The 25,557-nt window shown below is 60.0% G+C and carries 23 protein-coding genes and 4 pseudogenes; 10 read left to right on the top strand and 17 right to left on the bottom strand.

Going from position 1 to position 25,557, the window contains the following annotated elements:
* Window position 1: 1 nt before the first annotated feature.
* Window positions 2-1,057 carry a DMT family transporter gene (locus ACODS0_RS26385; protein WP_015013010.1) on the top strand — a complete coding sequence of 352 codons (1,056 nt, stop codon included), beginning with the start codon at window positions 2-4 and terminating at the stop codon, window positions 1,055-1,057.
* A 433-nt stretch (window positions 1,058-1,490) separates the two neighbouring features.
* On the opposite strand, the gene ACODS0_RS26380 is transcribed toward ACODS0_RS26385, so the two are convergent.
* The 5 genes and pseudogenes from ACODS0_RS26380 to ACODS0_RS26360 form a co-directional block, all read right to left on the bottom strand.
* Window positions 1,491-1,823 (bottom strand): hypothetical protein, encoded by a 333-nt coding sequence (locus ACODS0_RS26380; protein ID WP_015013008.1) that lies wholly within the window; start codon window positions 1,821-1,823, stop codon window positions 1,491-1,493.
* A gap of 101 nt (window positions 1,824-1,924) precedes the next feature.
* Window positions 1,925-2,344, bottom strand: a pseudogene (locus ACODS0_RS26375) (chromate resistance protein ChrB domain-containing protein).
* Window positions 2,341-2,661, bottom strand: coding sequence for a rhodanese-like domain-containing protein (locus ACODS0_RS26370; RefSeq protein WP_051022504.1), 321 nt, complete (start codon window positions 2,659-2,661; stop codon window positions 2,341-2,343). The pseudogene ACODS0_RS26375 and the gene ACODS0_RS26370 overlap by 4 nt, the downstream one beginning before the upstream one ends.
* A 231-nt stretch (window positions 2,662-2,892) precedes the next feature.
* Window positions 2,893-3,261, bottom strand: a pseudogene (locus ACODS0_RS26365) (Fe-Mn family superoxide dismutase); the annotation flags it as partial.
* Window positions 3,262-3,280: 19 nt separating this feature from the next.
* Window positions 3,281-3,730: pseudogene (locus ACODS0_RS26360) on the bottom strand (chromate transporter); the annotation flags it as partial.
* A gap of 1 nt (window position 3,731) precedes the next feature.
* Here ACODS0_RS26360 and ACODS0_RS26355 point away from each other — a divergent pair.
* Window positions 3,732-3,941 (top strand): annotated as a pseudogene (locus ACODS0_RS26355) (EamA/RhaT family transporter); the annotation flags it as partial.
* 33 nt (window positions 3,942-3,974) lie between these two features.
* On the opposite strand, the gene ACODS0_RS26350 reads toward ACODS0_RS26355, so the two are convergent.
* The 7 genes from ACODS0_RS26350 to ACODS0_RS26320 form a co-directional block, all read right to left on the bottom strand.
* Complete coding sequence (locus tag ACODS0_RS26350) at window positions 3,975-4,610, bottom strand: hypothetical protein (RefSeq protein ID WP_233559556.1); 636 nt, start codon at window positions 4,608-4,610, stop codon at window positions 3,975-3,977.
* A 408-nt stretch (window positions 4,611-5,018) separates the two neighbouring features.
* The gene (locus tag ACODS0_RS26345) at window positions 5,019-5,399 is read right to left on the bottom strand and encodes a hypothetical protein (RefSeq protein ID WP_063459322.1); all 381 of its coding nucleotides are present in this window, start codon (window positions 5,397-5,399) and stop codon (window positions 5,019-5,021) included.
* Window positions 5,400-5,462: 63 nt separating this feature from the next.
* Entirely contained in the window at window positions 5,463-8,651 is a 3,189-nt protein-coding gene (locus ACODS0_RS26340; RefSeq protein ID WP_063459323.1) for a CusA/CzcA family heavy metal efflux RND transporter, read from the bottom strand.
* 15 nt (window positions 8,652-8,666) lie between these two features.
* A complete protein-coding gene (locus ACODS0_RS26335) occupies window positions 8,667-10,283 on the bottom strand; it encodes an efflux RND transporter periplasmic adaptor subunit (protein ID WP_082836284.1) in 1,617 nt (538 codons plus the stop codon).
* A 2-nt stretch (window positions 10,284-10,285) separates the two neighbouring features.
* Complete coding sequence (locus ACODS0_RS26330; RefSeq protein ID WP_082836285.1) at window positions 10,286-11,641, bottom strand: TolC family protein; 1,356 nt, start codon at window positions 11,639-11,641, stop codon at window positions 10,286-10,288.
* A gap of 157 nt (window positions 11,642-11,798) precedes the next feature.
* Entirely contained in the window at window positions 11,799-12,158 is a 360-nt protein-coding gene (gene czcI, locus ACODS0_RS26325) for a cation efflux protein, CzcI family (RefSeq protein WP_082836286.1), read from the bottom strand.
* 74 nt (window positions 12,159-12,232) lie between these two features.
* Window positions 12,233-12,571: a DUF4148 domain-containing protein gene (locus ACODS0_RS26320; RefSeq protein ID WP_069103149.1), complete on the bottom strand. Its 339-nt coding sequence runs from the start codon at window positions 12,569-12,571 to the stop codon at window positions 12,233-12,235.
* 156 nt (window positions 12,572-12,727) lie between these two features.
* On the opposite strand from ACODS0_RS26320, the gene ACODS0_RS26315 reads away from it, so the two are divergent.
* From ACODS0_RS26315 to arsH, 8 genes are all read left to right on the top strand, one after another.
* Window positions 12,728-13,414 carry a heavy metal response regulator transcription factor gene (locus ACODS0_RS26315; protein ID WP_063459324.1) on the top strand — a complete coding sequence of 229 codons (687 nt, stop codon included), beginning with the start codon at window positions 12,728-12,730 and terminating at the stop codon, window positions 13,412-13,414.
* Window positions 13,411-14,748: a heavy metal sensor histidine kinase gene (locus ACODS0_RS26310; protein WP_082836287.1), complete on the top strand. Its 1,338-nt coding sequence runs from the start codon at window positions 13,411-13,413 to the stop codon at window positions 14,746-14,748. The genes ACODS0_RS26315 and ACODS0_RS26310 overlap by 4 nt, the downstream gene beginning before the upstream one ends.
* A gap of 220 nt (window positions 14,749-14,968) precedes the next feature.
* Entirely contained in the window at window positions 14,969-17,365 is a 2,397-nt protein-coding gene (locus ACODS0_RS26305) for a heavy metal translocating P-type ATPase (RefSeq protein WP_255424298.1), read from the top strand.
* 142 nt (window positions 17,366-17,507) lie between these two features.
* Window positions 17,508-17,942 carry a MarR family winged helix-turn-helix transcriptional regulator gene (locus tag ACODS0_RS26300; RefSeq protein WP_024815622.1) on the top strand — a complete coding sequence of 145 codons (435 nt, stop codon included), beginning with the start codon at window positions 17,508-17,510 and terminating at the stop codon, window positions 17,940-17,942.
* A 224-nt stretch (window positions 17,943-18,166) separates the two neighbouring features.
* On the top strand, window positions 18,167-18,490 hold the full coding sequence (locus ACODS0_RS26295; RefSeq protein WP_063459325.1) for an ArsR/SmtB family transcription factor: 324 nt from the start codon (window positions 18,167-18,169) through the stop codon (window positions 18,488-18,490).
* Between the two features lie 89 nt (window positions 18,491-18,579).
* Window positions 18,580-19,086, top strand: coding sequence for an arsenate reductase ArsC (locus ACODS0_RS26290; protein ID WP_063459417.1), 507 nt, complete (start codon window positions 18,580-18,582; stop codon window positions 19,084-19,086).
* An 8-nt stretch (window positions 19,087-19,094) separates the two neighbouring features.
* On the top strand, window positions 19,095-20,141 hold the full coding sequence (gene arsB / locus ACODS0_RS26285; protein ID WP_197506379.1) for an ACR3 family arsenite efflux transporter: 1,047 nt from the start codon (window positions 19,095-19,097) through the stop codon (window positions 20,139-20,141).
* Window positions 20,116-20,829 carry an arsenical resistance protein ArsH gene (gene arsH, locus ACODS0_RS26280; protein ID WP_055396770.1) on the top strand — a complete coding sequence of 238 codons (714 nt, stop codon included), beginning with the start codon at window positions 20,116-20,118 and terminating at the stop codon, window positions 20,827-20,829. The genes arsB and arsH overlap by 26 nt, the downstream gene beginning before the upstream one ends.
* A gap of 595 nt (window positions 20,830-21,424) precedes the next feature.
* Here the strand turns inward: arsH and ACODS0_RS26275 are convergent.
* The 5 genes from ACODS0_RS26275 to ACODS0_RS26255 form a co-directional block, all read right to left on the bottom strand.
* Window positions 21,425-21,718 (bottom strand): hypothetical protein, encoded by a 294-nt coding sequence (locus ACODS0_RS26275; RefSeq protein ID WP_055396768.1) that lies wholly within the window; start codon window positions 21,716-21,718, stop codon window positions 21,425-21,427.
* A 74-nt stretch (window positions 21,719-21,792) separates the two neighbouring features.
* A complete protein-coding gene (locus ACODS0_RS26270; protein ID WP_063459326.1) occupies window positions 21,793-22,134 on the bottom strand; it encodes a copper-binding protein in 342 nt (113 codons plus the stop codon).
* A 38-nt stretch (window positions 22,135-22,172) separates the two neighbouring features.
* The gene (locus ACODS0_RS26265) at window positions 22,173-22,658 is read right to left on the bottom strand and encodes a cupredoxin domain-containing protein (protein ID WP_063459327.1); all 486 of its coding nucleotides are present in this window, start codon (window positions 22,656-22,658) and stop codon (window positions 22,173-22,175) included.
* 35 nt (window positions 22,659-22,693) lie between these two features.
* Window positions 22,694-24,106: a multicopper oxidase family protein gene (locus ACODS0_RS26260; protein ID WP_063459328.1), complete on the bottom strand. Its 1,413-nt coding sequence runs from the start codon at window positions 24,104-24,106 to the stop codon at window positions 22,694-22,696.
* Between the two features lie 18 nt (window positions 24,107-24,124).
* Complete coding sequence (locus tag ACODS0_RS26255; protein WP_488838146.1) at window positions 24,125-25,477, bottom strand: TolC family protein; 1,353 nt, start codon at window positions 25,475-25,477, stop codon at window positions 24,125-24,127.
* Window positions 25,478-25,557: the final 80 nt, after the last annotated feature.

The following is a 25,557-nucleotide window of genomic DNA, read 5'->3' as shown; positions in this document are numbered from 1 at the left end:
CATGGCGCGCGGCTCTCTGTCCTTGCCTGCACTGCGAGGCGGTCTGCTGGCCTTGCTGGCCGCAGCCTTGTTTGGCATCAGCACCCCGCTGGTTCAACGGCTGGGTGCTGGGCTGGGGGCGTTCACGACGGCTGCGCTGCTGTATGCAGGGGCGGCTGTCGTTGGTGCCTTGTCCCTGCGGACCGCTGCCCACGAGGCAAGGTTGCAAAGATCCGACGCCTGGCGCCTCATCGGCATGGCGGGGTTTGGCGCTGCCCTAGGTCCTGTCGCCCTGTCCTGGGGTCTGCAACACACGAGTGGCGCCAGCGCGTCGCTCATGCTCACGCTGGAAGCGCTGTTCACAGCCACTCTGGCGTGGTGGTTGTATAGCGAGACCATGGACCGCCGTGTGTGGGCAGCCATGCTTCTTTTGCTGGCCGGTGGCATGGCTTTGGTCATGGACCAGGGCCTGCAGGGCGGCACGCAGCTGCTCGGTCTGCTTGCCGTGCTACTGGCGACGGTGGCCTGGGGCGTGGACAACACCCTGTCCCGGGGACTGGCCGAGCGCGATCCCAGCCAGGTCGTAATGGCAAAGGCCTCGCTGGGAGCCGCTGCGACAGCATGTCTTGCCATGGCGTGGGGCGAGCCTTTGCCCACCCTGACGGCAGCTCTAGGGCTCTTTGCCGTGGGGGCCACGGGGTATGGCTTGAGTCTTCGGTTCTACCTTCTAGCGCAGCGGGCTTTTGGGGCGGCGCGGACTGGCTCCGTGTTCGCCTTTGCACCTTTCATCGGTGCGGCTGTAGCGTTCGGCTTCGGTGAACGGTCTGCGGGGTGGCTGATGCTGCTCGGTGGTCTTCTGATGCTTGCGGGGGTGCTGCTGCATTTGGCTGAAAGTCACGGGCATGAACATGCGCATGACCCGCTGGAGCATGAGCATGCCCACCGTCACGACGATGGACACCATACGCACTCCCATGACGTGATGCCCACTGGGAGCCATAGCCATGTGCACTTTCACGAGCCGGTGACTCATGCCCATCCCCACGCGCCCGATGTGCACCATCAGCACAGGCATTGACTCATTGAGCGGTACCGAGACAGCGGCTAAGGAAATTTCATGATGAAAAAATCAATGCTCTTGTCAGCTGCTGCGCTGACATTCCTTGCGATCTCCGGCTGCAGCACACCTGTCTACGAGGACCGGTACGCTTGGTCCGAAGGCTGGAGGGTCGGCAAAGTTACCAAATTAATCCAAGCGGACGAATTCTTGAAGGTGAGCGGCTCTCGCTGCCGGCAAATGGAGCTCGGCCCCACCGACCAGATTGCAGTCATCCGATGGCGGGAAGTCACCCGAACCCGTGGGCACTTCGCCAGAGTTGACGCGGGCTCCGGCATGGCCGTGGGCGATGAGGTTTACTTCAACGCGTGGAAGTGTGACCAACCTCCAATAGTGCCGAAGGCCCCGCGTGGGGCCAAGGCGGGGCAAACGCCGTAGAGACTGACGAGGAGCCTCAACGAGACGGACTCTTTCTGACCGTGCCTGCGTACACCACACTGCCCGCATCGCGATACTGCAATTCCTCCCCCACGCGCACCACGTCAAAGCAGACGGGCGAGACCTTGCTGACCTCGGGCAGCAGCAGGCAGAGTTGGTTGTTCTGCGTGCTCCAGCGTCCGGCGCGTGTGCGGCCGTTTTCTGAACGCTCTAGGCGGCCGTCCAGGAAATAGTCATGCCCCCAATGGCGTCCGTCGGTGACATGGTGCCCGCCCAGCGTGGCGCGGATCTGCGCGGTGGTCAGTTTCGTTTCCGGGGGCGCCGCGCAGGCCAACGGAGCAAGCGTCATGCACAGGAAATGCGCTCACAACGCCTTGGTAAAGCGGCTGAGCCACCGCCTAGCACCCGCCGTCATGCGGCCATACTCGGGGGCCAATTGTGGGTTTCTGCCTAGCAGGACTTACACCAAGCATGGAGCGCGTTGTACATCACCATGCCATGCCCTAGCATCTCAAGGTCATCGCTGAAGGTCTTGCACAGGCCAAGCGACAGCGCCTAGAGGCCCGCAGACTGCGGCGCCAGGTCCAGCCTGGATGTGTCTGCGCCCCGCACGATCACGGTCAGTTGCTGTAGGGCGGGATCGGTGAGTTCGTACTTCTTGAGAAAGGCGTCAAAGCTGCACAGGTCACCGTCGTGGGTCAATTCGACGCCGCGCACGTCGTAGGGGATCGCTCCCGTGTCCTGGGCCACCTGAAGCACCGAGGCTGTAGGCTTATAGAGGAATTCCGGCTCTTTGTCGATGAACCGGGCAATCAGCCAGGGGCAGGCAATGCGGTCGATCTTGGGCCGCTCGCGGGTGACCCATTTCATGCGGCACCTCCTTGCGTTTCCAGAGGCAGGGCAGCGGCTTGCCAGGCCTCGATGCCGCCCACGTGGTAGCGCGCGTTCATGCCGCGTGCCCGCAGCGCCAGGAACGTAGAGCGGCCAATGTCCTTGCCGCGCAAGCAATACAGCCGCACAGGTTTCGTGGCGTCCAGTTCCTGGCTCCACTCCAACACGCGCGACGGATCGCGCGAGGACACTCCGGCAATGACCTGCGGGCTCTGCAGATAGTCCTCCTCAAGTCGCAAGTCAAACGCACCTGCCGCACCGGCCAGCGCAGAGCCTGTGTCGATGCCAAATGCCAACGCATCCGCCTCGACAGCAGCGCCTTAGCGCTTGTAGACCTTGTCCCACTGGATTTCGCCATGTAGGCATCCACATAGGCGCCCGCCTTGGCCCCGAAGTCCAGTTGGTACGCATGCTCGTACATGTCCAGCGCCAGTACGGGCGTTGCGCCGGCCAGGAGGTGCGTGTGGGTCGGCCGCCCAGTGGTTGATGAGGCGGCTCTCGCGGGAGGACCAGGACAGCAAGGCCCATCCCGATCCGCCCCCCATGGCCTTGGCCAGCCCAGTGAACTGGCTGCGCCAAGCGTCCACGGAGCCAAAGTCACGCGTGAGCGCAATGGACAACCCGCAGGAAGGCAATACACCGTTGCCCCCCAGATTGTCGAAATACTGCTCGTGCAGGAATGCTGAATTTGCGGCGATCAACTCCCCGCGCTTGAGGCCATTGATGGTGAAAGTTGCAGCATTGCTCCAGTCCAACGCTGCGAGTTCGTTGCGTATGGCATTCAGGCGCTTGACCGCACCCGAGTAGTTGTTTTCGTGGTGGCTGGTGATTAGACGGTTCGAAAAGCCAGAGAGTTGATCGGGGTTCAGCGTCAGCGGACGGATTTGGTAGTTCATGGGGTTCTCCGTCAAATGGTCAGGGTTGGACGTGGGCCACAAGCGGATACACGGCCAGACCCATCAAGGCAGCGGCAAGCAACACCACAGGCGCGGGCAGCTTCTTGAACCGCCACAGGACGGCAGCGGTGGCAAGAAACAGCGCAGCTGTGGGTAAATCCACAACGGATCGCTGGCCCAACACCACCACCGCACCGGCAATGGCGCCCACGGCAGCAGCAGTCACTTCGTCAACGAACGCCAGCACACCAGGATGTTTGCCATGCTTCTCGAAGTACGGCGCGGGAATCACGGTGAGCAAGTAGCAGGGCATAAAGGTTGCCAACGCCGCGACGACCGCGCCCCAGAAGCCGCTGATGAGGAAGCCGATAAATCCTGTCGTGATAACCACCGGGCCGGGGGTGATCATGGCCACGGCCACGGCGTCCACGAACTGGCGATCCGTGAGCCATGCGTACTCCTTAACCACGGGAGTGGTACTGCACTTGGCGGAAGGCCATGGTCACGAGCACACACACGAAGTGCTTGAGCATGAGCATGCCCACCGGCACGACGATGGGCACCATTCACATGTGCACGATGTGATGCCAAAGGGCAGCCACAGTCACAAGCACACCCATGAACCTATGACCCACGCCCATCCCCATGCTCCTGACGTGCACCATCAACACGTTCACTGAACCCCCGGTATTTTTTTGTCTGCTCCCCCGAGGTCACTTGACCGTCAGGTCGGCGACCAGGCGAGCCTTGTAAGCCCTTTCCCGAATTGCATCCTCGCCGTCAGTCGCCCATACAAACGTGCTCTTCCATGCCCAAACCGTTCCATCGATCCGAAGAAATCGTAGGTCACCAGCTTTACCATCCACGGTTGCGACTTGACGCTCTCCTTCGAAATCCAAGGTGAACGTATGCGTTCCTGGCTTCAACTTGAAGCGCACCATCGTGTTGGGGAGAGTCTCGGCGGCCATTGCGTTATCCGCGCTGATCTTCACAAACCGCCCGCCATCTCCCCAGTTGCGCCGTACGACGTAGACGGTGAGCGCATTCGGATCGGGAGTAAAGCGCTTCGCCTGAGCGTCGGCATTCAGGCTGGGGGCGGGTACCCGAGTGCACGCGACTACTCTGCCCTTACTGGTCTTGTAGCAGTATGGCGCTTCGGCGGAGGGATCGGCCCCAGTAGAGGTAGCACAACCCGCCAGCAGGCTAGCTGCCAGCACAGAGCTGAGGATCACGGAGAGGCGGCGGGTGCCTGAATATGCAGGTATTTTTGTCATGGATCTGTTTTTTTGCTGTGGAGGTTGTTGCGTATTGCCTGAAGCTTCATCAGCGACCCCGGTACCGTCACCCACGGTCTGCCTCCTTGGATTGCATATGGCGGTGCCGCGATTTCGGTGTTTTTCGGTGTTTGAAACGCATTGCCTGTCGATCCCTCAGTCTCTTGGCCAAGCGTCGGCTGTACTTGACTCTCACCGCCATTGGCGGGTGGCGTTTGAGCCAGATACGCCGCAGCCTCCAAAACACAAACACGGAGGTCAACAAGCCGATCCAAATCCAGAACAGCTTGGCAAAGAGCGCGACCTGTGCAGCCTGCATTGACATGGATCGCTCCTTTTTTGGCCTCCAGCACAGGCATGTTGCCGATGGGCGGTCCGAACTCGCCGATATGTAGTCAGCTGCTTTGACGTGAACGGACTGCGGAAAGTGGGATCACTTCTGGAAGCGTTGCGAAGGCAATCCCCCCAGCCGGCCTTCGTGTACTACTTCAGCGTGAAGCGGACGGAGGCAATCGACTTGCCAGCCTTCGAGACGGCGACGACGACTTTGGTACCGGCGGGGACTTTGAAGCTGCCCGTGGCTTCCAGCTTGCCGTCACCGGCTTGGAGCTGGACATCCTGTTTCTCGCTGCCTGCCAGCAGCGTGACCTTGGCGGTCATTCCCGCAACGGCAACGGGCTTTCCATGGTCGCGCATATAGAGCTGCAGCTTGTCGGCGCTGGCAACGAATTCGTACTCGACCTCCTTGGCTTCTGCGACAGCACCACCGTGCATCGGCTTTAGGTCGTGGCCGTGATTGTCCGCAGCGAAGGCTGCGCCCGAGATCGACACAGACAGGGCGAGAATGAGTTGGGAAAGTTTCATGACAGTTCCTTTGGGGGTGGAGAAAAGGGACGGCCCCACGATCAGCGAGCGGGACCGTTTCAACTACGCGGACGCGGACACGTCTGGGGGATGCGAGGGCTCAGCGGACACGTCCTCATCTTCCTCATCGGGCCGGTGGGCCAGACGGTAAAGAATCGGCAGCACGAGAAGCGTGAGCAGCGTGGACGAGAGAATTCCGCCGATCACCACGGTGGCCAGGGGACGCTGGACTTCAGCGCCGGTGCCTGTCGCAATGGCCATTGGAATGAAGCCCAGCGAGGCCACCAGGGCAGTCATCAGAACCGGCCGTAGCCGGGTGAGCGCGCCGTCACGGATTGCTTCGTCAAGACCAACGCCGCCTTCCCTCAAGCTGCGGATGTACGAAATCATCACCAGACCATTGAGCACGGCCACCCCAGAAAGCGCGATGAAGCCGACAGCCGCAGAGATAGACATCGGAATGTCGCGAAGCCAAAGCGCCAGGATGCCCCCCGTCAAAGCGAATGGGATGCCAGTGAAGACCAGCAGACCATCCTTGACGTTGCCGAACATAGCGAACAGCAGCACGAAAACCAGCAGCAGGGACACCGGCACGACGATCTGCAGGCGCTGCGTGGCCGACTGCAAGTTCTCGAAGGTTCCGCCCCAGCTCGTCCAATAGCCGGTAGGAATCTTGATCTGGGCCAGGCCTTTCTCAGCCTCTGCGACGAAAGAGCCCACATCGCGCCCGCGCACGTTGGTGCTCACGACGATGCGGCGCTTGCCGTTTTCTCGGCTCACCTGGTTGGGGCCAGGAGCAAGCTCGAATGTTGCTACCTCGCCCAGCGGGATGAAGTTCGTTTTGGCCTCTGTCCCATTGGCAGAACGCGGCAGCGGGATAGGAAGGCGCTTCATCCCTTCGAGATCGTTGCGCAGGGATTCAGGCAGACGAACCAGGATGTCGAATCTGCGGTCGCCCTCGAACATAGTGCCGGCCTCGCGTCCACCGATAGCGGTGGCCACGGTGTCTTGAATGTCGGCAACGTTCAGACCATAGCGAGCAGCCTTCTGGCGGTCGATGTTCACGGTGAGCATCGGAAGCCCCGTCGTCTGCTCAACCTTCACCTCAGAGGAGCCCTGAATCTTCTGCAGCATTGCGGAGACTTCTTCTGCGGACTTGTTCAGGACATCCATGTCGTCACCGAAGATCTTCACGGCTACGTCACTGCGCACCCCGGAGATCAGCTCGTTAAAGCGCAGCTGAATGGGCTGGGAGAACTCATAGTTGTTGCCCGGGATTTTCCCGATGACTTCCTGAATCGCCGCGAGTAATTCGTCGCGGGTTTTTCGAGGTTCGGGCCATTCGGCCATTGGCTTGAGCATGATGTACCCGTCCGAAATGTTCGGCGGCATGGGGTCCGAGGCAATCTCCGCAGTACCGGTTCTGGCGAAGATGCGCTCGATCTCGGGGAATTTCTCTTTCAAGGTCCTTTCAATTTGCTGCTGCATTTGGACTGACTGGGAAAGGCTGGTGCCTGGGATGCGCAGCGCCTGGATCGCAAAGTCGCCTTCATTGAGATTGGGTACAAACTCGCTGCCCATACGCGTGGCGATCAACCCGCACAAGATCACCGCAACTGCAGCTGCGGTCAGTACGACCGCCTTGGCGGCCATGACACGGTCGAGCAGTGGACCATACAAGCGCTTGGCATGGCCCAGCAGGAAGTTTTCCTTCTCGCTGACCCGATTGCCGATGAACAGGGCCACCGCTGCGGGGATGAATGTCACCGACAGAACCATGGCGCCCAGCAGTGCCGCGACCACCGTGAATGCCATGGGGTGGAACATCTTCCCTTCAACGCCTGTCAGCGCGAAGATGGGCAGGTACACCACCATGATGATGAGCTGTCCGAACAGCAATGGACGCCTTGACTCCTGGGATGCCAAAAACACCTCATGGAAGCGCTCAGCCCGCGTCAGTGGCCGACCGTGGTGCGCTTGTGCATGGGCAAGTCTCCGTACGCAGTTCTCAACGATCACCACCGCTCCGTCGATGATGATGCCGAAGTCCAACGCTCCCAGGCTCATTAGGTTGGCGCTCACCTTGTACTGAACCATACCCGTGAAGGTAAAAAGCATCGACAAGGGGATGACCATTGCCGTGATGATGGCGGCACGGATGTTGCCCAGAAAGAGGAACAGGATCACGATCACCAGAACCGCGCCTTCCAGCAGGTTCTTCTTCACCGTACTGATGGCTTTGTCAACAAGCACGGTACGGTCGTAGACAGTCACCGCGTGCACCCCCTCTGGGAGGCTCTTGTTGACTTCCAACATCTTCTTGTCCACCGCCTGCGAGACAGTCCGGCTGTTCTCGCCGATCAGCATGAACACCGTGCCGAGGACCACTTCGCGTCCGTTGTCTGTTGCAGCACCTGTGCGCAGTTCCCGGCCAATGCCAACTTCTGCCACGTCGCGAACGCGCACAGGAACACCGTTGGCGCTGCTGAGGATCACGTTACCGATGTCTTCCAGCGACTTCACCTGACCAGGTGCACGAATCAGATACTGCTCGCCACGCTTTTCGATATAGCCCGCGCCCACATTGCCGTTGTTGCGGTCCAGCGCAGTGACCACATCCTGCAGTGTCACGCCCAGAGAAGCCAGGCGTTCAGGGATGGGCGCGATCTGGTATTCCTTGGCAAAGCCGCCAATGGAATTGATCTCGGTCACGCCAGGAACATTTCGCAGCTGTGGCTTGATGATCCAGTCCTGAATCTCGCGCAGGTCTGTTGCGGTATAGGGTGAGCCATCGGGCTTCTTCGCCCCGTCCTTGGTTTCGACAGTCCAGAGATAGATTTCGCCCAGCCCGGTCGAGATGGGCCCCAGCGCTGGCGTGATGCCGGCAGGCAGCTTGTCGCGCGCCTCCTGGATACGCTCGTTGACGAGCTGCCGAGCAAAATAGATGTCGGTTCCGTCTTTAAAAATGACGGTCACCTGCGACAGACCGTACCGCGAAAGCGACCTGGTCTGCTCCAGGTTTGGCAGGCCAGCCATGACCGTCTCAATGGGGTATGTAACCCGCTGCTCAGTCTCCAAAGGCGAGTAGCCTGCGGCCTGTGTGTTGATCTGAACCTGGACGTTCGTGATGTCAGGGACCGCATCGATAGGCAGCTTTTGGTAGCTGATGACGCCAAGCGCCGCCATGCCCAGGGCCGCTAGAAGCACCAACCATCGCTGCTCGATCGAGAATCGAATGAGTTTTTCAAACATGTATGCGCTCCGCGATCAGTGCGTGTGTTCGGCAGATCCCTTGCCGAGTTCAGACTTCACGACGAAGCTGCCGGTCGAGGCGTAGGGCATACCGGCTTTGAGACCCGAGAGGACTTCGACCCGCTTGCCATCGCTTCGGCCCAGCTTCACGGGTTGAGCGATAAAGCCTCCATCAACCTTGAGGAAGACCACCGGCTTTTCCCCGACGTTTTGGACGGCGTCGGCCGAGATGGTTACAGGCGCTGCCGTTTCTTCGGACACCACCTCAACATTGACAAACAGGCCGGGGCGCCAAGCGCCCTTGGGGTTGTCAAGAACCACGCGGGCTTTTGCCGTGCGGGTTTGCTCGCCAATGAGCGCTCCTACAAAAGCGACAGTGCCTGTAGCGGAGGCGTCAAAGGCGGTGGCCTTGATCGTGACCTTTTCGCCCACACGAACCGATGGCAGATCTTTCGCCGGAACATTGATCTCAGCCCACACCTGGGAAAGGTCCGAGATGGTGAAAACCGCAGCATCTTCCTTCACGGCTTCGCCGAGACTAAGGTGCTTCTCGATGACAATGCCATCAAAGGGCGCTCGCAACTCGATACGGTTCAGTCCTGCTACCGACGAGGCGGACAGGCCCATCGCGCTCAGTTTCTGATTGGCGTTGGCTACTGCGACCTCTGCTTCGCTCAAGGCCTGCTTGGCCTGCAGGTAGTCCTGCTCGGCAGACACCTTCTGCTCCCACAGTTTTTTTTCTCGCTCGTAGGTGGTCTTTGCCAGCGATAAGCGCTTTTGGGCCGTCTGCAGCTCGCTGCGTTGCTCGGAAGCAGTCGGGCTCGCGATCACCGCCAAAACTTGCCCTTTCTTGACCACTTGGCCCAAGCTGGCATTGACGCTTTCCACGACTCCCGCAAGCCGGGGAACAACGTGAGACGTGCGATCTTCGTTCAAGCGTATCTCCCCGGGAAGGAGCAACGCCGTCTTGATGTTGGCTTTCACAGCAGCGTCCAGGCTGATGGATGCAGCCTTTATCTGGGCATCGGTCAGTTCGATCTTTCCTTCTTCCTTGCTCATCACGAACATGAAAGGCTCTGTGGCAGTCTGCGCAATGATCTCGATGTCGAAAGCATGGGGTTCAGCAACGATCTCTCGGCTGACAAGACTGTCTTTTTCAGCGGCAAACGTCAGTTTCTGCTTTTCATCTGTCGGGCGGGTCACAGTTGCCGTGACCGTTGCAGCATTCAGGGGCAGCGGTTTATCTTTGTCGGACAGCCAGATTCGCAGTCGAGGCTCGCCACCGTCTTCAGACAACAATGCTTCCAAGCTGAAGTCGCCTTCCTTGAACACGGTACCGCCATGTGGTCCCTTGGCTTCGCTCTTTTCATGGTGTTCACCATCGGCATGCCCCTTGTCATCGTCGTGGCCCTTTTCGCTACCCTTGCCATGGTGCTCGCCGTCGCCGTGTCCCTTGGCCTCGGTATGGCCGCCGTGACCGTGGCCATCGTCCTCGGTGGCTGCGGCTTTGGGCTTGCCGCCACCTTGCAAGATGAAGGTTCCCGCGCCGCCCCCTATTGCGAGGACTACTGCAATGGCGATCAGGTGTTTTTTACTGATGGTGGATTTGCTGGAGTTCGTGTTCATGGTCATGCTCAGTGTTGCGTTGCGATCAGGCCGGGAACCATGCTGGCCCCGAGCAGGCGGTCGATATCAGCCGCTGCACGGTGTGCTTCGCCAAGGGCTTTGAGGTACTGGGATTTGGCTGTGAAGTAAGTGCGTTGGGCATCGAGCACTTCCAGGAAATTGAACTTACCGTTCTCGAACCCAATGGTGGCGGCGTCATAGGCCGACTTCGCACCGGGCAGAACTTCCTGCTGCAGTGACTGAACCTCTGCGGTGATCGTGGAAAGGCGCTCTCGTGCCTGCGCCACTTCGCTGTGCAGGCGCACGGTGGCTGCTTGCAGCTCATCGCGGGCCTTGTCCTCAAGTTTCAGCGCCTCCAGGAGGTTGCCTTGGTTGCGGTCGAAGACGGGAAGAGGCACAGAGACCCCGAAAAGAAGGACGTTGCGCTGCGTTTCGTTGCTGCGCTGCATGCCGACGCTGACGGTGACATCGGGCACGCGCTTGCTTTGCTCCAGGGCGGTCAATGCCTTGCGCCGATCCACCTCGATTCGCGCAAGTACCACGCCTGGCGCAGAAGAAATCAAGGGCTGGAGATCGGCGAGGCTCGGGACCGAGGGCAGTTTCTCGGCCTTGCCCTCCAGCACGGTGTAAGGCGCATCGATCTGTCCCAACAGCGCGAACAGGCGGGACAGAGCATTGCGTTGTTCGCTCGCGGCCTGGGCGAGTTCGACGCGAACGCCGGCTTCTGCAACCCGGGCCTTGGACTCTTCCACAGGGGATACTTTGCCAGCGGCTACACGCTTTGAGACGGTATCCGTTGAGGATTTGGCCAGCGCTGCGCTGTCTCTGGCCAGTACCAATCGTTCCTGCGCAGTCAGAACATCAAAGTAAGCGGCAGCGACATTGGCCCGCACGGTGGCTTGCAGCTCGGCGAGTTGGGCTTGTGCTTGCTCGCGCGTTTTTTCGGCCGCCTTAGTGCGTGCCGCACGCTTTCCACCCAGTTCTACGGGAAGATTGAGTTGCCAGCTTTGCGTACGTGTTTTGGAGCGTGTGTCTTCCAGCGAGTACGCGAGCTCTGGATTGGGGCGCGAGCGTCCTTGAAGAACCTGTCCTTCGGTTGCCTCCCATTGGCGCTTTGCCGCAGCCACCTCCGGATTTCCCTCCAGGGCCAGTTCGATGGCCTTGGCCAGCGACAAAGGCTCAGCTGCGGCCGCTGCAGCAGACTGAGGTGCTCGTTCGCCAACGGCTGGCCCTGGTGGCAGGCCCTGGGAAAAGGCACCGCCCGAGGCGCTCAGCCATATAGCTGCGGCGCCTGCCGCGAGCTTGATCTTTCTACCGCCGCGCCATGCGTGCGGCATCTCTTGAAGGTAAGTACCCTTGAACATCCGATTCTCCAGTGATTTCAAAACACGAGGGAATCGGCGGACTGGCAACCGTGCAGCTGCCTGGCAACTCGTCAGTCACTCCAGCTGCAACACACGCAACTGCTTCGGCCGCGATGGCGGACAAGACTGAAAAAGAAAAGTGAGATGCCCCCGCCGATCAGGCGAGGACGGACCACTGAGGGCGGTCTGGGGGCGTGGGGGTTACAGCCAGCAGGCGCTTGCCTGAAGGAGGCTCCACGCGGCTTTCATGGATGAAGACTGGCTTTGCATCTGACCAGTTCAAGGCCCCGATACCCGCGCCATGACAGACTGAGCAGTCAACATCAAATGCATCGGCTCCCTGGCTGGACTTTTCGGCCTGACCAGTCCCGCCTTTGGCTTCATGCTTGTGTTCGTGATGCCCAAGGTGCTGCGACTGCGCGGTTGAGCTCTCATGCATGCAATAAGCAGCCACCGCAGACCAGCTGAACTGGAACGGAAGCAATGCAAGCATAAAAACAGCGATCAAGCGGCGCATTTTTGAAGTCTAGCATGCGTCATGAAGGGCGTACTGAGGCTTGGATGGCCGCTGAAGGGCACTGGGTTGGGAAATCAGCGAGCGCCGCCGTTCATGTCCAGAAGCGCCTTCTTTTCAGCTGCCGACATGTTGAGAAATTCCTGTTGGACCTGCTCACGCGTCTTTGTTGAGCCTGTTGCTTTGACTGGCAGCGCACCCCCGCGCGAAAGGACTGCCAGCGTGCCATCCTTGCGCGCTACTTCGACAGCCTGAAGCACATCGCCACGGGACATTGCGCTTTGCATGTGGTCGGGATGTGTGGTCATGCCCACTTCGCCACCAGCAGGATGGTACAGCGACGAGGCAGATGAAAATCCTGGAGCCGCAATTGTGAAGGCGATCAGAGTGAGGGCGAGGGGTTTGCGAACAGTCATGGTGTTGTCCCTTGATATCAGTTAGCCCTCGGCGATCTGCCGGGACTATGCCTTTCGACACGGAGACACTGTAAAAATCCGCGCGCGACACGGCGCCAACAGCCAGATTACAAATTTGTAAACTACCAACTGGCCGCATTCTTCGAGAATGGCGGCATGAAAATTCTGCTCATCGAAGACGAAGTCAAGCTGGCCGAGTACCTGCGCAAGGGCCTGGGAGAGGCTGGCTACGTGGTGGACGTTGCGCACAACGGGGTAGATGGCCTTCACATGGCTCTGGAAGGCGTGCACGATCTGCTGGTCTTGGACGCGATGCTCCCAGGGATCGACGGCTTCAGCCTTTTAACGGCCTTTCGCAAGACCAAGCAGACTCCGGTCTTGATGTTGACAGCAAGGGTCCGCGTCGAGGATCGGGTATTGGGACTCAAGACGGGTGCCGACGACTATCTGGTCAAGCCCTTTGCGTTTTCCGAACTGAGCGCCCGCATCCAGGTGCTGCTGCGGCGGACCCATGGCGCGCGGGATGCCGCAGAGCCCACGCAACTGCGGTTGGGCGACCTGGAATTAGACCTGGTACGGCGCAAAGCGTCCCGGTGTGGCCAGCGCTTGGAGTTGACTGCGAAGGAGTTTCTGCTGCTGACTCTGTTTCTGAGAAGAAAAGGCGAAGTGCTTTCTCGCACTGAGATCGCTGAACAGGTGTGGGACATGAACTTCGACAGCGATACCAGCGTGGTGGAGGTCGCGATCCGGCGCCTCCGTACCAAGATCGATGTGCCGTTTGACACTACGCTGCTCCATACTATTCGCGGCATGGGATACGTGATGGAGGACCGCAACGGATGAAGGAGCTGGCCCAACATCGCTCATTGCGCCAGCGGTTGTCTTGGTGGCTGGCGCTGCAGAGCTTTGCCGGACTCGGGGTGGTCTGTCTGGCGGTGTATCTGGTGACCGAGTTCAACTTTCGTGATCGGCAAGAGGAAACGCTGGCGCAAAAGGAAAACGTCATTCGGCACTTGCTAGTGGATGGCAAGGAGCATGGGGATTCGGAAGACCTTGCGCACAAACTCGATGACTTCCTTGTTGGGCACGGAGATCTGTCGCTCGAAGTCGCGCGGGCGGACGGGATTGTTCTCTACGCCCACACCCGCAACCAGAATGCGAAGACGGTATGGCGCCAACGGCAGTTCGAAGTAGCACAGACTACGGACCAGACTCCCTCAAAGAACTTGCGCGTTCAGCTGTCGCTGGATATCCAAACCGACAACCAGTTGTTGCACCGACTTGCTCTTACCTTGCTGGTCGCAGCCATCGGTGGGGCCGTCGTTGTATCGCTAGGCGGATTCTCCCTGGTCAACTTGGGCCTGGCGCCCGTCCGAAGACTGGCCAGTCAGACGCGCGCAGTGTCGGCTGACAATCTGCATCAACGTCTCGACAGCGCCGAGCAGCCCCTTGAGCTCGTGCCTTTGATCGACCAGTTCAACGCGCTCCTTGCTCGCATTGAGAAGGCCTATTCCCAGATGGAAGGCTTCAATGCGGACGTGGCGCATGAGTTGTGCACGCCTTTGGCCACGCTCATTGCCAACAATGAACTGGCTTTGCTGCGCCCTGAGCAGGCGGATATTCGCGAGGTGCTGGCGTCCAATTTGGAGGAGCTGCACCGCCTGACGGGCATCGTCAATGACATGCTGTTCCTGTCCCAGGCGGATCGGGGTGTGGGAGCACGTCGGGCCCCCGTTGCGACTCTTGCATCAGTGGCTGCTGACGTACTGGATTACCACGAAGCGGCACTGGCCGAGGCTGGTCTCACCGCTAAGGTGGTCGGCGATGCGCATGGCGCTTTCGACGTGCCGTTGTTGCGCCGGGCCCTGTCGAACTTGCTCGGCAACGCCACCCGATACGCGAACCCTGGCTCAATCGTCCAAGTCAACCTCAGAACTATCGATGAGGGCCGTGTGTTGATCAGTGTCACCAACTACGGCAGCACTATCGATCCCGAGCTACTCCCGCAGCTGTTTGACCGATTCTTCCGTGCAGATCCGGCTCGTAGTCATGGGCAGAGTAACCATGGCCTTGGGTTGGCCATAGTAGGAGCTATTGCACGCATGCACCAGGGAAAGCCCTTTGCATCGTCAGAAAACGGGGTAACGAATGTGGGAATCGAAATCCCCCCGAATTGATGTTGTTTTTCGACGGGGTGGGGTCGATCCTGTGCCCCTGCGACTGAGTACGGACCGTTAAGAAATCCGATTTACCCAGGACAAAGCAGCCATATTCTTTTTTGCTGCTTGACTTTAAAGCTACTTGAAGGGTTCCAATTGGGCTATGAAATCAGAAACAAGCACACCTCCCACCACTGTTGACACCTGCTGCTCCTCGGGCTGTTCCAGTACCGCAGCAGTGGTCCCTGCAGCCACAAGCAGCCCGGGCCAGGGCAAGCTGTTCCGAATCGCCACCATGGACTGCAGTGCCGAAGAGTCGGAGATCCGGCGGGCTCTGGAACCGCTTGAGGGAATCCGCTCGTTGGGTTTCCAGCTCGGCGCGCGCACGCTGAAGATCGATGCGGAGGATCGCGCCTTGCCCCTTGCGCTCGATGCCATCCGCAAGGCGGGTTTCGATCCACAGCCCGTGGTCACTGCGGCAAACACCCAGGGTAGCCTAGGCCGGGTGTTTCGCATTGCGACCATGGACTGCAGCGCCGAGGAGGCGGAGATTCGCCGAGCGCTGGAGCCTCTGGATGGGATCCGCTCTCTGGGCTTTCAGCTCGGCGCGCGGACGCTCAAGATCGATGCCAACGAAGGCACCTACCCGTTGGCACTCGACGCCATGCGCAAAGCGGGCTTCGATCCGCAGCCAGTTCCAGGCGCCAATGGCTCCGAGGGCGGACAGGCGGGCGAACCAGCCGAAGGCGACGACCATGGACATGGTTTTGCAGGCGGCATCTCCCGGCTGGTAGCCGCGCTGGTGTTCGCCACAGGCGCTGAGGTACTTTCGTTCTTCGCGCCCGACCATATGGCCTGGAAAGTGGCCGGCATGGCGATTGCCGCTCTGGCTATCTGGCTGGCCGGCATCGACACCTACAAAAAAGGCATTGCGGCGCTGCTGCGCGGCAAGCTGAACATCAATGCGCTGATGTCGGTGGCCGTCACCGGCGCATTCCTCATTGGTCAGTGGCCAGAAGCCGCGATGGTGATGGCTTTGTACGCGATTGCGGAGCTCATCGAAGCCAAGGCAGTGGACCGGGCCCGAAACGCTATCAAGGGCTTGCTGGAACTGGCGCCCGAAGAGGCTTTGGTACTGGGCACCAACGGAGCATGGACCGCTACACCGGTGGCTTCGGTCGCCATCGGAGCGACCGTGCGCATCAAGCCGGGCGAACGCGTGCCGCTGGACGGTAAGGTGACCAAGGGCAATGGCGCCATCAACCAGGCCCCCGTGACTGGCGAGAGCATCCCCGTGGACAAGGCACCTGGCGACCAGGTGTTCGCCGGCACGATCAACGAGACTGGTGAGCTGGAGTTCGAGGTCACAGCCCTGTCGAGCAACACCACCCTGGCCAGGATCATCCAGGCCGTTGAGCAGGCGCAGGGCACGCGCGCTCCGACGCAGCGCTTTGTGGATCGGTTCGCCTCCATCTACACCCCCGCAGTCTTCGCCATTGCCGTGGCGGTGGCGGTCCTCACTCCTTTCCTGATGGGCCTTACCTGGCTGGAGGCGCTCTACAAGGCCCTGGTCCTGCTGGTGATCGCCTGCCCATGCGCTCTGGTCATTTCCACGCCGGTCACGGTGGTCAGCGGATTGGCCGCAGGAGCGCGCCGTGGGATCTTGATCAAGGGCGGAACCTACTTGGAAGATGCCCGGCTTCTGAAGGCGGTGGCGCTGGACAAGACCGGCACCATCACCGAAGGCAAACCCAAGCTGGTGAAGTGGCAGGTGTGGGGTGCCGGTAACGAGGTAGCAGTCCAGCAAATGGCTGCCAGCCTGGCGGCTCGCTCCGATCACCCGGTTTCAAAGGCGATTGTCCAGGGCTTGGACGTAAAGGACCCAGAAGCAGAAAGCTTCAAGGCCTTGCCTGGGCGCGGTGTCGAAGGCATGGTCAATGGTATGCGCTTGATGCTGGGCAATCACCGTTTGATCCATGAGCAAGGACTGTGTGGTCCGGAGCTGGAGGCGGAGCTGGTCATCCACGAAAAGCAAGGCCGCACGGTAACCCTCCTGGCTGACGATTCGGGCGTCCTGGCGCTGTTCGCGGTAGCGGACACCATCCGTGAGACATCGAAACAGGCCATCGTCGATCTCAAGGCACTGGGTGTGACCTCGGTGATGCTGACCGGCGACAACACGGCCACCGCAAAAGCCATCGCGGCGCAGGCCGGCATTGATGACGCCCGTGGAGATCTGCTGCCCGAAGCCAAGCTCGATGCCATCAAGGAAATGCAAAAGCGCTATGGCGCTACCGGCATGACCGGCGACGGCATCAACGATGCGCCGGCGCTGGCGCAGGCCGACATCGGTTTTGCCATGGGTGCAGCGGGAACTGACACGGCCATGGAAGCCGCCGATGTAGTCATCATGAACGATGACCTGCAGCGCGTCGCCGAGACAGTGCGTCTATCCAAGCGCACCCACGCCATTCTCTGGCAGAACATCACCCTGGCACTGGGCATCAAAAGCGTCTTCCTGGTGATGGCTGTCGTTGGCACGGCCACTATGTGGATGGCGGTCTTCGCGGACATGGGGGCCAGCTTGCTGGTGGTGGGCAATGGCCTGCGCCTTCTTCGAAGGGTACGAGGGTAGCCAGACCGCATAGTTGGCTGAACATGCTCACTTCCACGAGCTAGTTTCGGCGCTATGAGCCGACCGCCTTGGCTCTTGAGCGGAAGCGTTGGCCACACAAAAAAACCAAGACTTCATACTATCCACTGAAATACGCACCAAAATGACAACGGCCATTTCGGGAAGTCTGTTGCGGGAGGTCGCCCGTTTGTTCACACAATCGCAAAGTAGGTCAGTGGAACGCAACAGCAAGATGAACAGCCAATGCAATCTGCTCGCCGAACTGGAGCGCTCCGGGACGCTTGCGATGACTGAACTGGGCAGGCGGGTTGGACGCGAAAAAAGTTGGGTGTCGCGTTCTGTTGACGCACTTGCGACCCGTGGTCTGGTCGTCAAGGAGCCCAATCCCGCCGATTCCCGGAAATGGTTGGTCACGCTCACCGACGAAGGGTTTCAGTCAGTCAATCATTGGAATGCTGCCCTGGATGACCACGCAGTGCAATTGCTTGCCTGCCTGAGTGAGCGGGATCGTGCCGCAGTCGAGAAATCCCTTCTGTTGTTGTTGACGGCCCTGAGAGAAGACCAATCAGTCTACTGACTGATTCCTTCAATCAAGGATTTCGGATGCAAGCCGCCACCCCTGACCGATGCTGGCGCCTTTTGGACTGCGTACCTCGATGGTCGAGCCAGGGTGTGTGATTTTGGAGCGTGCCACTCATCACGGCCATTGGGGCGAATCGCATTTCCCGAGCCGCCACTCGCCATGCAAATAGGAGTGGATTTAGCCGGCTTATATTTCAATAATTGGTGTATTATTGAGAAATGAATGAGCCTGAAGTTGTCCGCTCGCTTGCAGCGCTTGCTCAAGAGGTACGCCTCCGTGTCTTCCGCGCACTCGTCGTGGCAGGCAAGGATGGTCTCACCCCTGGCGCAATCTCCGAGCAGCTGGGAGTAGCCTCCAACACCCTGTCGTTTCACCTCAAAGAGTTGGCCCATGCTGGCCTGGTGAGCCAGGAGCGCCACGGGCGCAACCTGGTGTATCGCGCCTCGTACCAGACCATGAACGGTCTGCTGGCCTACCTGACAGAAAACTGTTGCCAGGGTGCGCTATGCCTCACTGAAGAGGCCGCCTCCTGCAACTGCTGAGGGTTCCCTGTAGGGCAATCCATGCCCCAAGCGCCTGTGCGCTCAGCCCAGATTCACCTATCTCACCACCATTGACCCTGGAGTTCACCATGAGCGCAACCCCACAACCCTTGAAAGTTCTCTTTCTTTGCACACACAACTCGGCGCGCAGCATCCTGGCCGAAGCGCTGCTCAATGACATGGGTGCCGGTCGGTTCAAGGCCTACTCCGCTGGGAGCAGCCCACGCGACAACCAGCAGCCCAACCCCCTCGGACTGCAGGTGCTGCAAAAAGCAGGCATTTCCACCGAAGGCCTGCGCAGCAAGAGCTGGGATGAGTTCGCCACGCCCGACGCGCCCCAGATGGACCTGATCATCACGGTGTGCGACAACGCGGCGGGCGAGGTCTGCCCCATCTGGCTAGGCCACCCCGCCACAGCGCACTGGGGCTATGCAGACCCCAGCGAGGGCGACGGCACGGACGAGCAGCAACTTGAAGCCTTCCGCCAGACGCTGCACGCCATGAAGCGTCGGCTCGAACTGCTGGTTAGCCTTCCCGAAGACAAGCTGGCCAAGGCGGTGCTTCAGACCACCGCTCGCCAACTGGTCACAAACTGAGAAACGGGATGCAGAAATCCAGCATGAGCGTGTTCGAGCGCTACCTCACCGTGTGGGTGGTGCTGTGCATCGTGGTGGGGATCGGGTTGGGCCAGGTGTTTCCTGGAACAGCACGCGCGATTGGTGCGTGGGAAGTCGCCCGCGTGAACATTCCGGTGGGCCTGCTCATCTGGGTGATGATCATTCCGATGCTGCTCAAGGTGGACTTCGCCGCCCTGGGCGAAGTGCGCAACCACATGCGCGGCATCGGGGTCACCTTATTCGTGAACTGGCTGGTCAAGCCATTCTCCATGGCTTTTCTGGGCTGGCTGTTCATACGTCAGTGGTTTGCCCCATACCTGCCAGCTGACCAGATCGACAGCTACATCGCTGGCTTGATCCTGCTGGCCGCCGCCCCGTGCACCGCCATGGTGTTCGTGTGGAGCCGTCTCACGGGGGGCGACCCGCTGTTCACGCTGTCCCAGGTCGCGCTGAACGACAGCATCATGATCGTCGCGTTCGCGCCGCTCGTGGCTTTCCTGCTGGGCCTGTCGGCAATCACGGTGCCGTGGGACACGTTGCTCACCTCTGTCGTCCTGTACATCTTGATTCCCGTTGTGCTGGCCCAATGGTTGCGCCGGGCACTGCTGGCCCGAGGTCAAGCCGTGTTCGACGCTGCGCTGCATCGCATTGGTCCCTGGTCCATTGCTGCGCTACTGCTCACCCTGGTGCTGCTGTTCGCGTTCCAGGGCGAGGCCATCCTGCAGCAGCCCCTGGTCATCGCATTGCTGGCCGTACCCATCCTGATCCAGGTGTTCTTCAACTCGGCACTGGCGTATTGGCTCAATCGCGCAGCGGGAGAAAAGCATGCCATTGCCTGCCCATCAGCATTGATCGGTGCTTCCAACTTCTTCGAGCTGGCCGTGGCGACAGCCATCAGCCTGTTCGGTTTTCATTCGGGTGCGGCCCTGGCCACGGTGGTGGGGGTGCTCATCGAGGTGCCGGTCATGCTGCTGGTGGTCAAGGTCGTGAACTCTTCAAAGGACTGGTATGAATCCGGATCTTCCCAACGTTGATGCCACGCTCTTCGAGCAGGCCGATCTTGAGCGACTGGTGCCCGCACAGCGTTCTACCCATGCACCCCGCATCCTGCTGCTCTACGGCTCTGTGAGAGAGCGCTCCTATAGCCGATTGCTGACCGAAGAGGCTGCGCGACTGCTGCGCGCCCTCGGTGCTGAAACCCGCATCTACGATCCGCGAGGGCTGCCACTGCCGGACGCAGAGCCCGACAGCCATCCGAAGGTGGTGGAGTTGCGAGAGCTGGCCCAATGGGCGGAGGGCATGGTCTGGACCTCACCGGAGCGCCATGGCGCGATGACCGGCATCCTGAAGATGCAGATCGACTGGATACCTCTGTCCGTGGGGGCCGTGCGGCCGACCCAGGGCAAGACCCTGGCGGTGATGGAAGTCTCGGGTGGCTCGCAGTCGTTCAATGCCGTCAATCAGATGCGGGTACTGGGTCGGTGGATGCGCATGATCACCATCCCCAACCAGTCGTCGGTCGCAAAAGCCTTTTTGGAGTTCGACGAAAGTGGCCGCATGAAGCCATCAAGCTACTACGAGCGTGTGGTGGATGTAATGGAAGAGCTGGTGAAGTTCACGCTGCTGACCCGCGATAGTGCAGACTATCTGGTGGATCGGTATAGCGAGCGACGCGAGAGTGCAGACGCGCTGTCAAAGCGGGTGAATCAGCGCAGCATTTGACTGGCAGTGCTCAGGGCGCCGGCAGGCAGCTGGAGTACAGCTCCTCCGTGCGAAGAATCCTTGTCATTTGCTTGATATTGCTGGGCAGCGTTTTCCTGACCCAGACGGTATCGGCAAATCGAACAACCTTAACACTCCAGGCCCCAGATCAAGGAGTGGATCGGCCAATGCAATGGGGTGACACACGCCGTCGGCAGTTAAAAGCGATAGCCGAGCGCCATTTGGCGGAAGCTACGGGAAATTGTCGAGATGAAATCGGCGTTAGAGCAGTTGGTTTCTGTGTGCGCAGGTGACGATCATGCCCATTGCGCGATTCTGGAAAACCTCGCCGCAGACAGTCCCTCGGCCCCCAATCACAGTGTTAGCTTTGTCAAACCGAAGCGTCGCGGTGCCAAGGCCGCCCCCGCTCACTCTGGGGTAACCAACAAGCCGACAACCAGTCATTTGGATCTCATGACATGGATGCGTGGCGTACACGTGCATCAGAGCGGGCATTGAACTAGGCCGTGAGGTAGCTTGCAGAGCCATCACCTTGCACCGCGATTGCGGCCAGCCCGTACTTGGGCGGGCCACGCTTGTGGCCCACCTGTTTGCATTACTTAGGCGTGGAGCCCGGAGTGGCTTCCTTGTGCGGCATGGCTTCACGCGCATTGGCCTTTTCCTGACCACGGGCTTCGGCCTTGCTGGTGTCCGCAAGGCCAGAGCCTTCACCCCGCGCTGTACCGCCATCCTTGGTCCGCTTCACACCGGTTGCAGGACGGGCTTTCTTGTGGTCTTCGCCATGCGCTTGCGCCTTGGAGTTGGTATAGGGCGTGGCTTCCTGGGTGTCGCCAGCGGCGAATGCGGACGATGCGGCCGTCAGAGTCAGAGCAATAAGGAGCGTTTTCATGATTTTTCCTTGGTAGTTTGAGGTATGAGCGAAAGCGCACCCCTTCTTGGGGGCGCCGTGAAACACTTCTATCCCTACTTGGCAGGTTCGATGGCAGTGACGACCATCTTTCCACCCTCGTTGATCACCATGAAGCGGATCTTGTCGCCAACTTGCGTCTTGTCGAGCAGGGCCTTGTCTTTGGCTGGGAACACCATGGTCATCCCCGGCATGTCTAGATGCTTGATGTCGCCATGCTTGATGGTGATTTTCCCCGCGTCCTTGTCGATCTTTCGTACCTCTCCATCAGTCATAGAGGCCGCAGCCATGGCAGCTGGCTTGCCAGCGTCGCCCGTGGCCTGTGCCGTGGCCGACAGCGGCATGAGGGTGATCAGCGACAACATCGCGCCGATTAAAAGACTGTTTGCGTTTTTCATAGGAACTCCTTGTTCAATCGCGTAGAAGACTTTTCAGCTTACTTCTTCACCACCGTGACCTGGCCCTTCATGCCCGCGTCGTAATGACCTGGGTAAAGGCAGGCAAACTTGACTTCACCAGCCTTTGTGAACTGCCAGATGATTTCCCCTTGCTTGCCTGGAGCCAGCGACACTTTGCTGGGTTCGTCATGCTCCATATCCGGGAACTTCTTCATCGTCTCGTAGTGTTCCTTGAGTTCGGCATCGGTACCCAGGCTGAATTCGTGTTTGACCTGACCACCGTTCTTAATTACGAACTTGATAGTCTCGCCCTGCTTGACGGAGATTGCCGCGGGCGTGAAGCGCATGGTGTCAGCCATGTCAACATTGATCGTGCGGCTTACCTTGCTTGCTGTACCTGGCTGTCCTATGGCTGACTCCTCGCTTCCGTGGCCGTGACCACCGCTGTGAGTACCACCTGCCAGGCTATTGAAAGACAGAGCCACCAGGGTTGAGGCAGCGATCAGGGAAAGAGTGCTTTTCATAGTTACCTTACGTTGTGAATGAGGAAAGGGGGCGATCAATGGCCGCTGTGCGAAGACGGCTTTTTGACCTTGACGACAGTGTCCGAACTTGACTTTTCTTTGCGGGGCATGGATTGGCCACCTTCAGCCTTGAAGCGGGCGGGCTCAACCATCGGGCCGGTGTACTCGTAGGCCACCGTGCCCTCCGGGTTTTTGTACCAACCCGGGTTTTTGTAGTCGCCCGGCTTCTGGTCGCGGCGTACTTTGACGACGCTGAACATCCCGCCCATTTCGACCGACCCGAACGGGCCTTCCCCCGTCATCATGGGAATGGTGTTGTCCGGAATGGGCATCTCCATCTCGGTCATGTCTGCCATGCCCCGTTCGCCCATGACCATGTAGTCGGGGATCAGGTTGTTGATCTTCTTGGCGACGCCGCGATGGTCCACTCCAATCATGGTGGGAATGTCGTGACCCATTGCATTCATGGTGTGGTGGCTCTTGTGGCAGTGGAACGCCCAGTCGCCTTCTTCGTCCGCGAGGAACTCAATCTGGCGCATCTGGCCCACTGCCACGTCGGTTGTCACTTCATAGAGACGGGTGCTCTTGGGCGTGGGACCGCCGTCCGTGCCCGTTACCAGAAACTCGTGCCCGTGCAAATGCATCGGGTGATTGGTCATGGTGAGGTTGCCGATGCGAATCCGCACCTTGTCGTTGAGCCGGACGTTCAAGGAATCGATGCCAGGAAAGATGCGGCTGTTCCAGGTCCACAAATTGAAGTTCAGCATTTCCGCGACCTTGGGTGTCGCGGCGCCGGGCTCGATGTCGTAGGCGCTCAGGAGGAAGCAGAAGTCCCGGTTCACTTCGTCGATCAGCGGATGTTTGGTCTTGGGATGCGTGATCCAAAAACCCATCATGCCCATGGCCATCTGAGCCATTTCGTCGGCATGGGGGTGGTACATGAAGGTCCCCGGACGGCGCGCAACGAACTCGTAGACGAAGGTTTTGCCGGACTGAATCGCTGGCTGATTCAAGCCCGCCACGCCGTCCATGCCATTAGGCAATCGCTGCCCGTGCCAGTGGATACTGGTGTGCTCGGGCAGTTTGTTGGTCACAAAAATGCGGACGCGGTCGCCTTCCACGACTTCAATGGTGGGACCGGGACTCTGGCCGTTGTATCCCCACAGGTGGGCCTTGAAGCCAGGAGCCATTTCGCGCACCACGGGTTCTGCCACCAAGTGGAACTCTTTGACCCCCTGGTTCATGCGCCACGGCAGCGTCCAGCCGTTGAGCGTGACCACGGGGTTGTAGGGGCGCCCCGAATTGGGCACCAGCGGCGCCATGGTGTCCGCACTCGTCTGGAACACTGGCTCTGGCAGAGCGGCCATCGCCACCCGGCTCACACTCGCTGCGGCCACAGCCCCCCCAGCAATGCCAGCAAATCGGAAAAAATCTCTTCTTGAATTCATGTTGGTTTCCTTGAGGGATCAGTGACCTGCACCAGCTTCGGCTGCGGCTGCGCCACCGCCCGAGACACCTGCGCTGGTGGGCTTGCCGATGAGGGAGGCTTGAAGGGCTGCGTCCGCTAGCCAAAACTGCTGTTCGGCGTTCAGAGCCGCCATCACTGAGTTCACCTGGTCGCGGGAGTCGGCAAGCAACTCAAAGACGCTGATCAGCATCCCGTTGTAGCGAAGCTGGTTTTCTTCAGAGATGCTCTTACGCAGCGGGATCACTTCGTCGCGGTGGTGGCGCGCGATGTCGTATGCCGTGCGGTACGCGGAATAGCTCTCGCGCAAGTTCGAGCCCGCCGCGCGGGCTGTGGCCTCCAGGCGGTTGGCAGCGGCCAGGGTTTGCGCGTTCATGGAATCGCGTCGCATGCCCCCCCAATCGAAGATCGGCAGCTGCAGACTGATCTCGAAGCCGCGCCGCGTCGAGTGGGTGTTCTCGGCTGCATCGAAGACAGAGTCGCGCCGTACACCCAGTTCAATGTCCGTGAAGGTCGTGATCGTGTTCCAGCCTTGCGCGCGTGCGGCTGCGTCATAGTCGGCCTTCGCGATCTGAAGATCCAGCCGCCCCTTGGATGCCTGACGGCCAGCATCTGCTGGGGACAGCGGCTCCTTGGGCAGCGTCGGCAGGCGCTCAGGCAACTTGAGCTGCTGGGCTTGGTTGTCATCAAGGCCCAGCATCCGCACCAGCTCTTCACGGGCCGCTGTGACCCCGTGCTGGGCGGTGGCCAGCTGGGTCGCTGTGTCGGCATAGAACGCTTGCTGGCGTGCACGGTCAAGCTTGTTGAAATTACCGACTGCCTGCATGCGCTTGGCCAACTCGGCGCTGGCTTGGGCGCTTGCGACAACCTGTTGGGTGTAAGTCAACGTCTGTTGCGCGGCAACAGCGCGGACCCAGGCTTGGCGTACTTGGGTCACCTGGTCCACTACATCGCTGCTGAGGCGCAGCTGAGTCTGTTTGACACGCTGCTCGGCGATACCTTTGCGCATGGGCAAGGTCAGCAGGTCAAGCAGACCGAAGGAAAGGAGGCGTCCGATCTCCGTCTCGCTGCCTAGCCGAACGCGCTCCAGGCTCAGAATAGGGTTGGCGATGCGGCCGGACTGGGCCGCCGTGGAAGCGTCCGCCCAGTTTTGAGCCACGATGGCTTGCAGGGACGGGCTATTGACCAGAGCGAGTTGAACGGCATCTTGTTGACTGAGCGGTTTGGCCAACAAGTCCGAGGCGCGTTGGCGCAAGGCATCTTGCTCATTCCGGTCCCGGGCCAGAGTAAGTCCGCCGTCCGTGAAACCGCTTGTCGCCGCGTTGGCGCTGGAGAGGTTTTGCTCCAGATTCACGCTGGCGCAGCCAGACAAGACCGCCACTGAACCGCCCCGGGTTTCGTGGAGGCCGGTTGGTTTAAGTCAGACCACCACCA

The organism is Acidovorax sp. FG60 (genome assembly GCF_057808995.1).
This window is presented reverse-complemented; position numbering and strand designations above follow the sequence as displayed.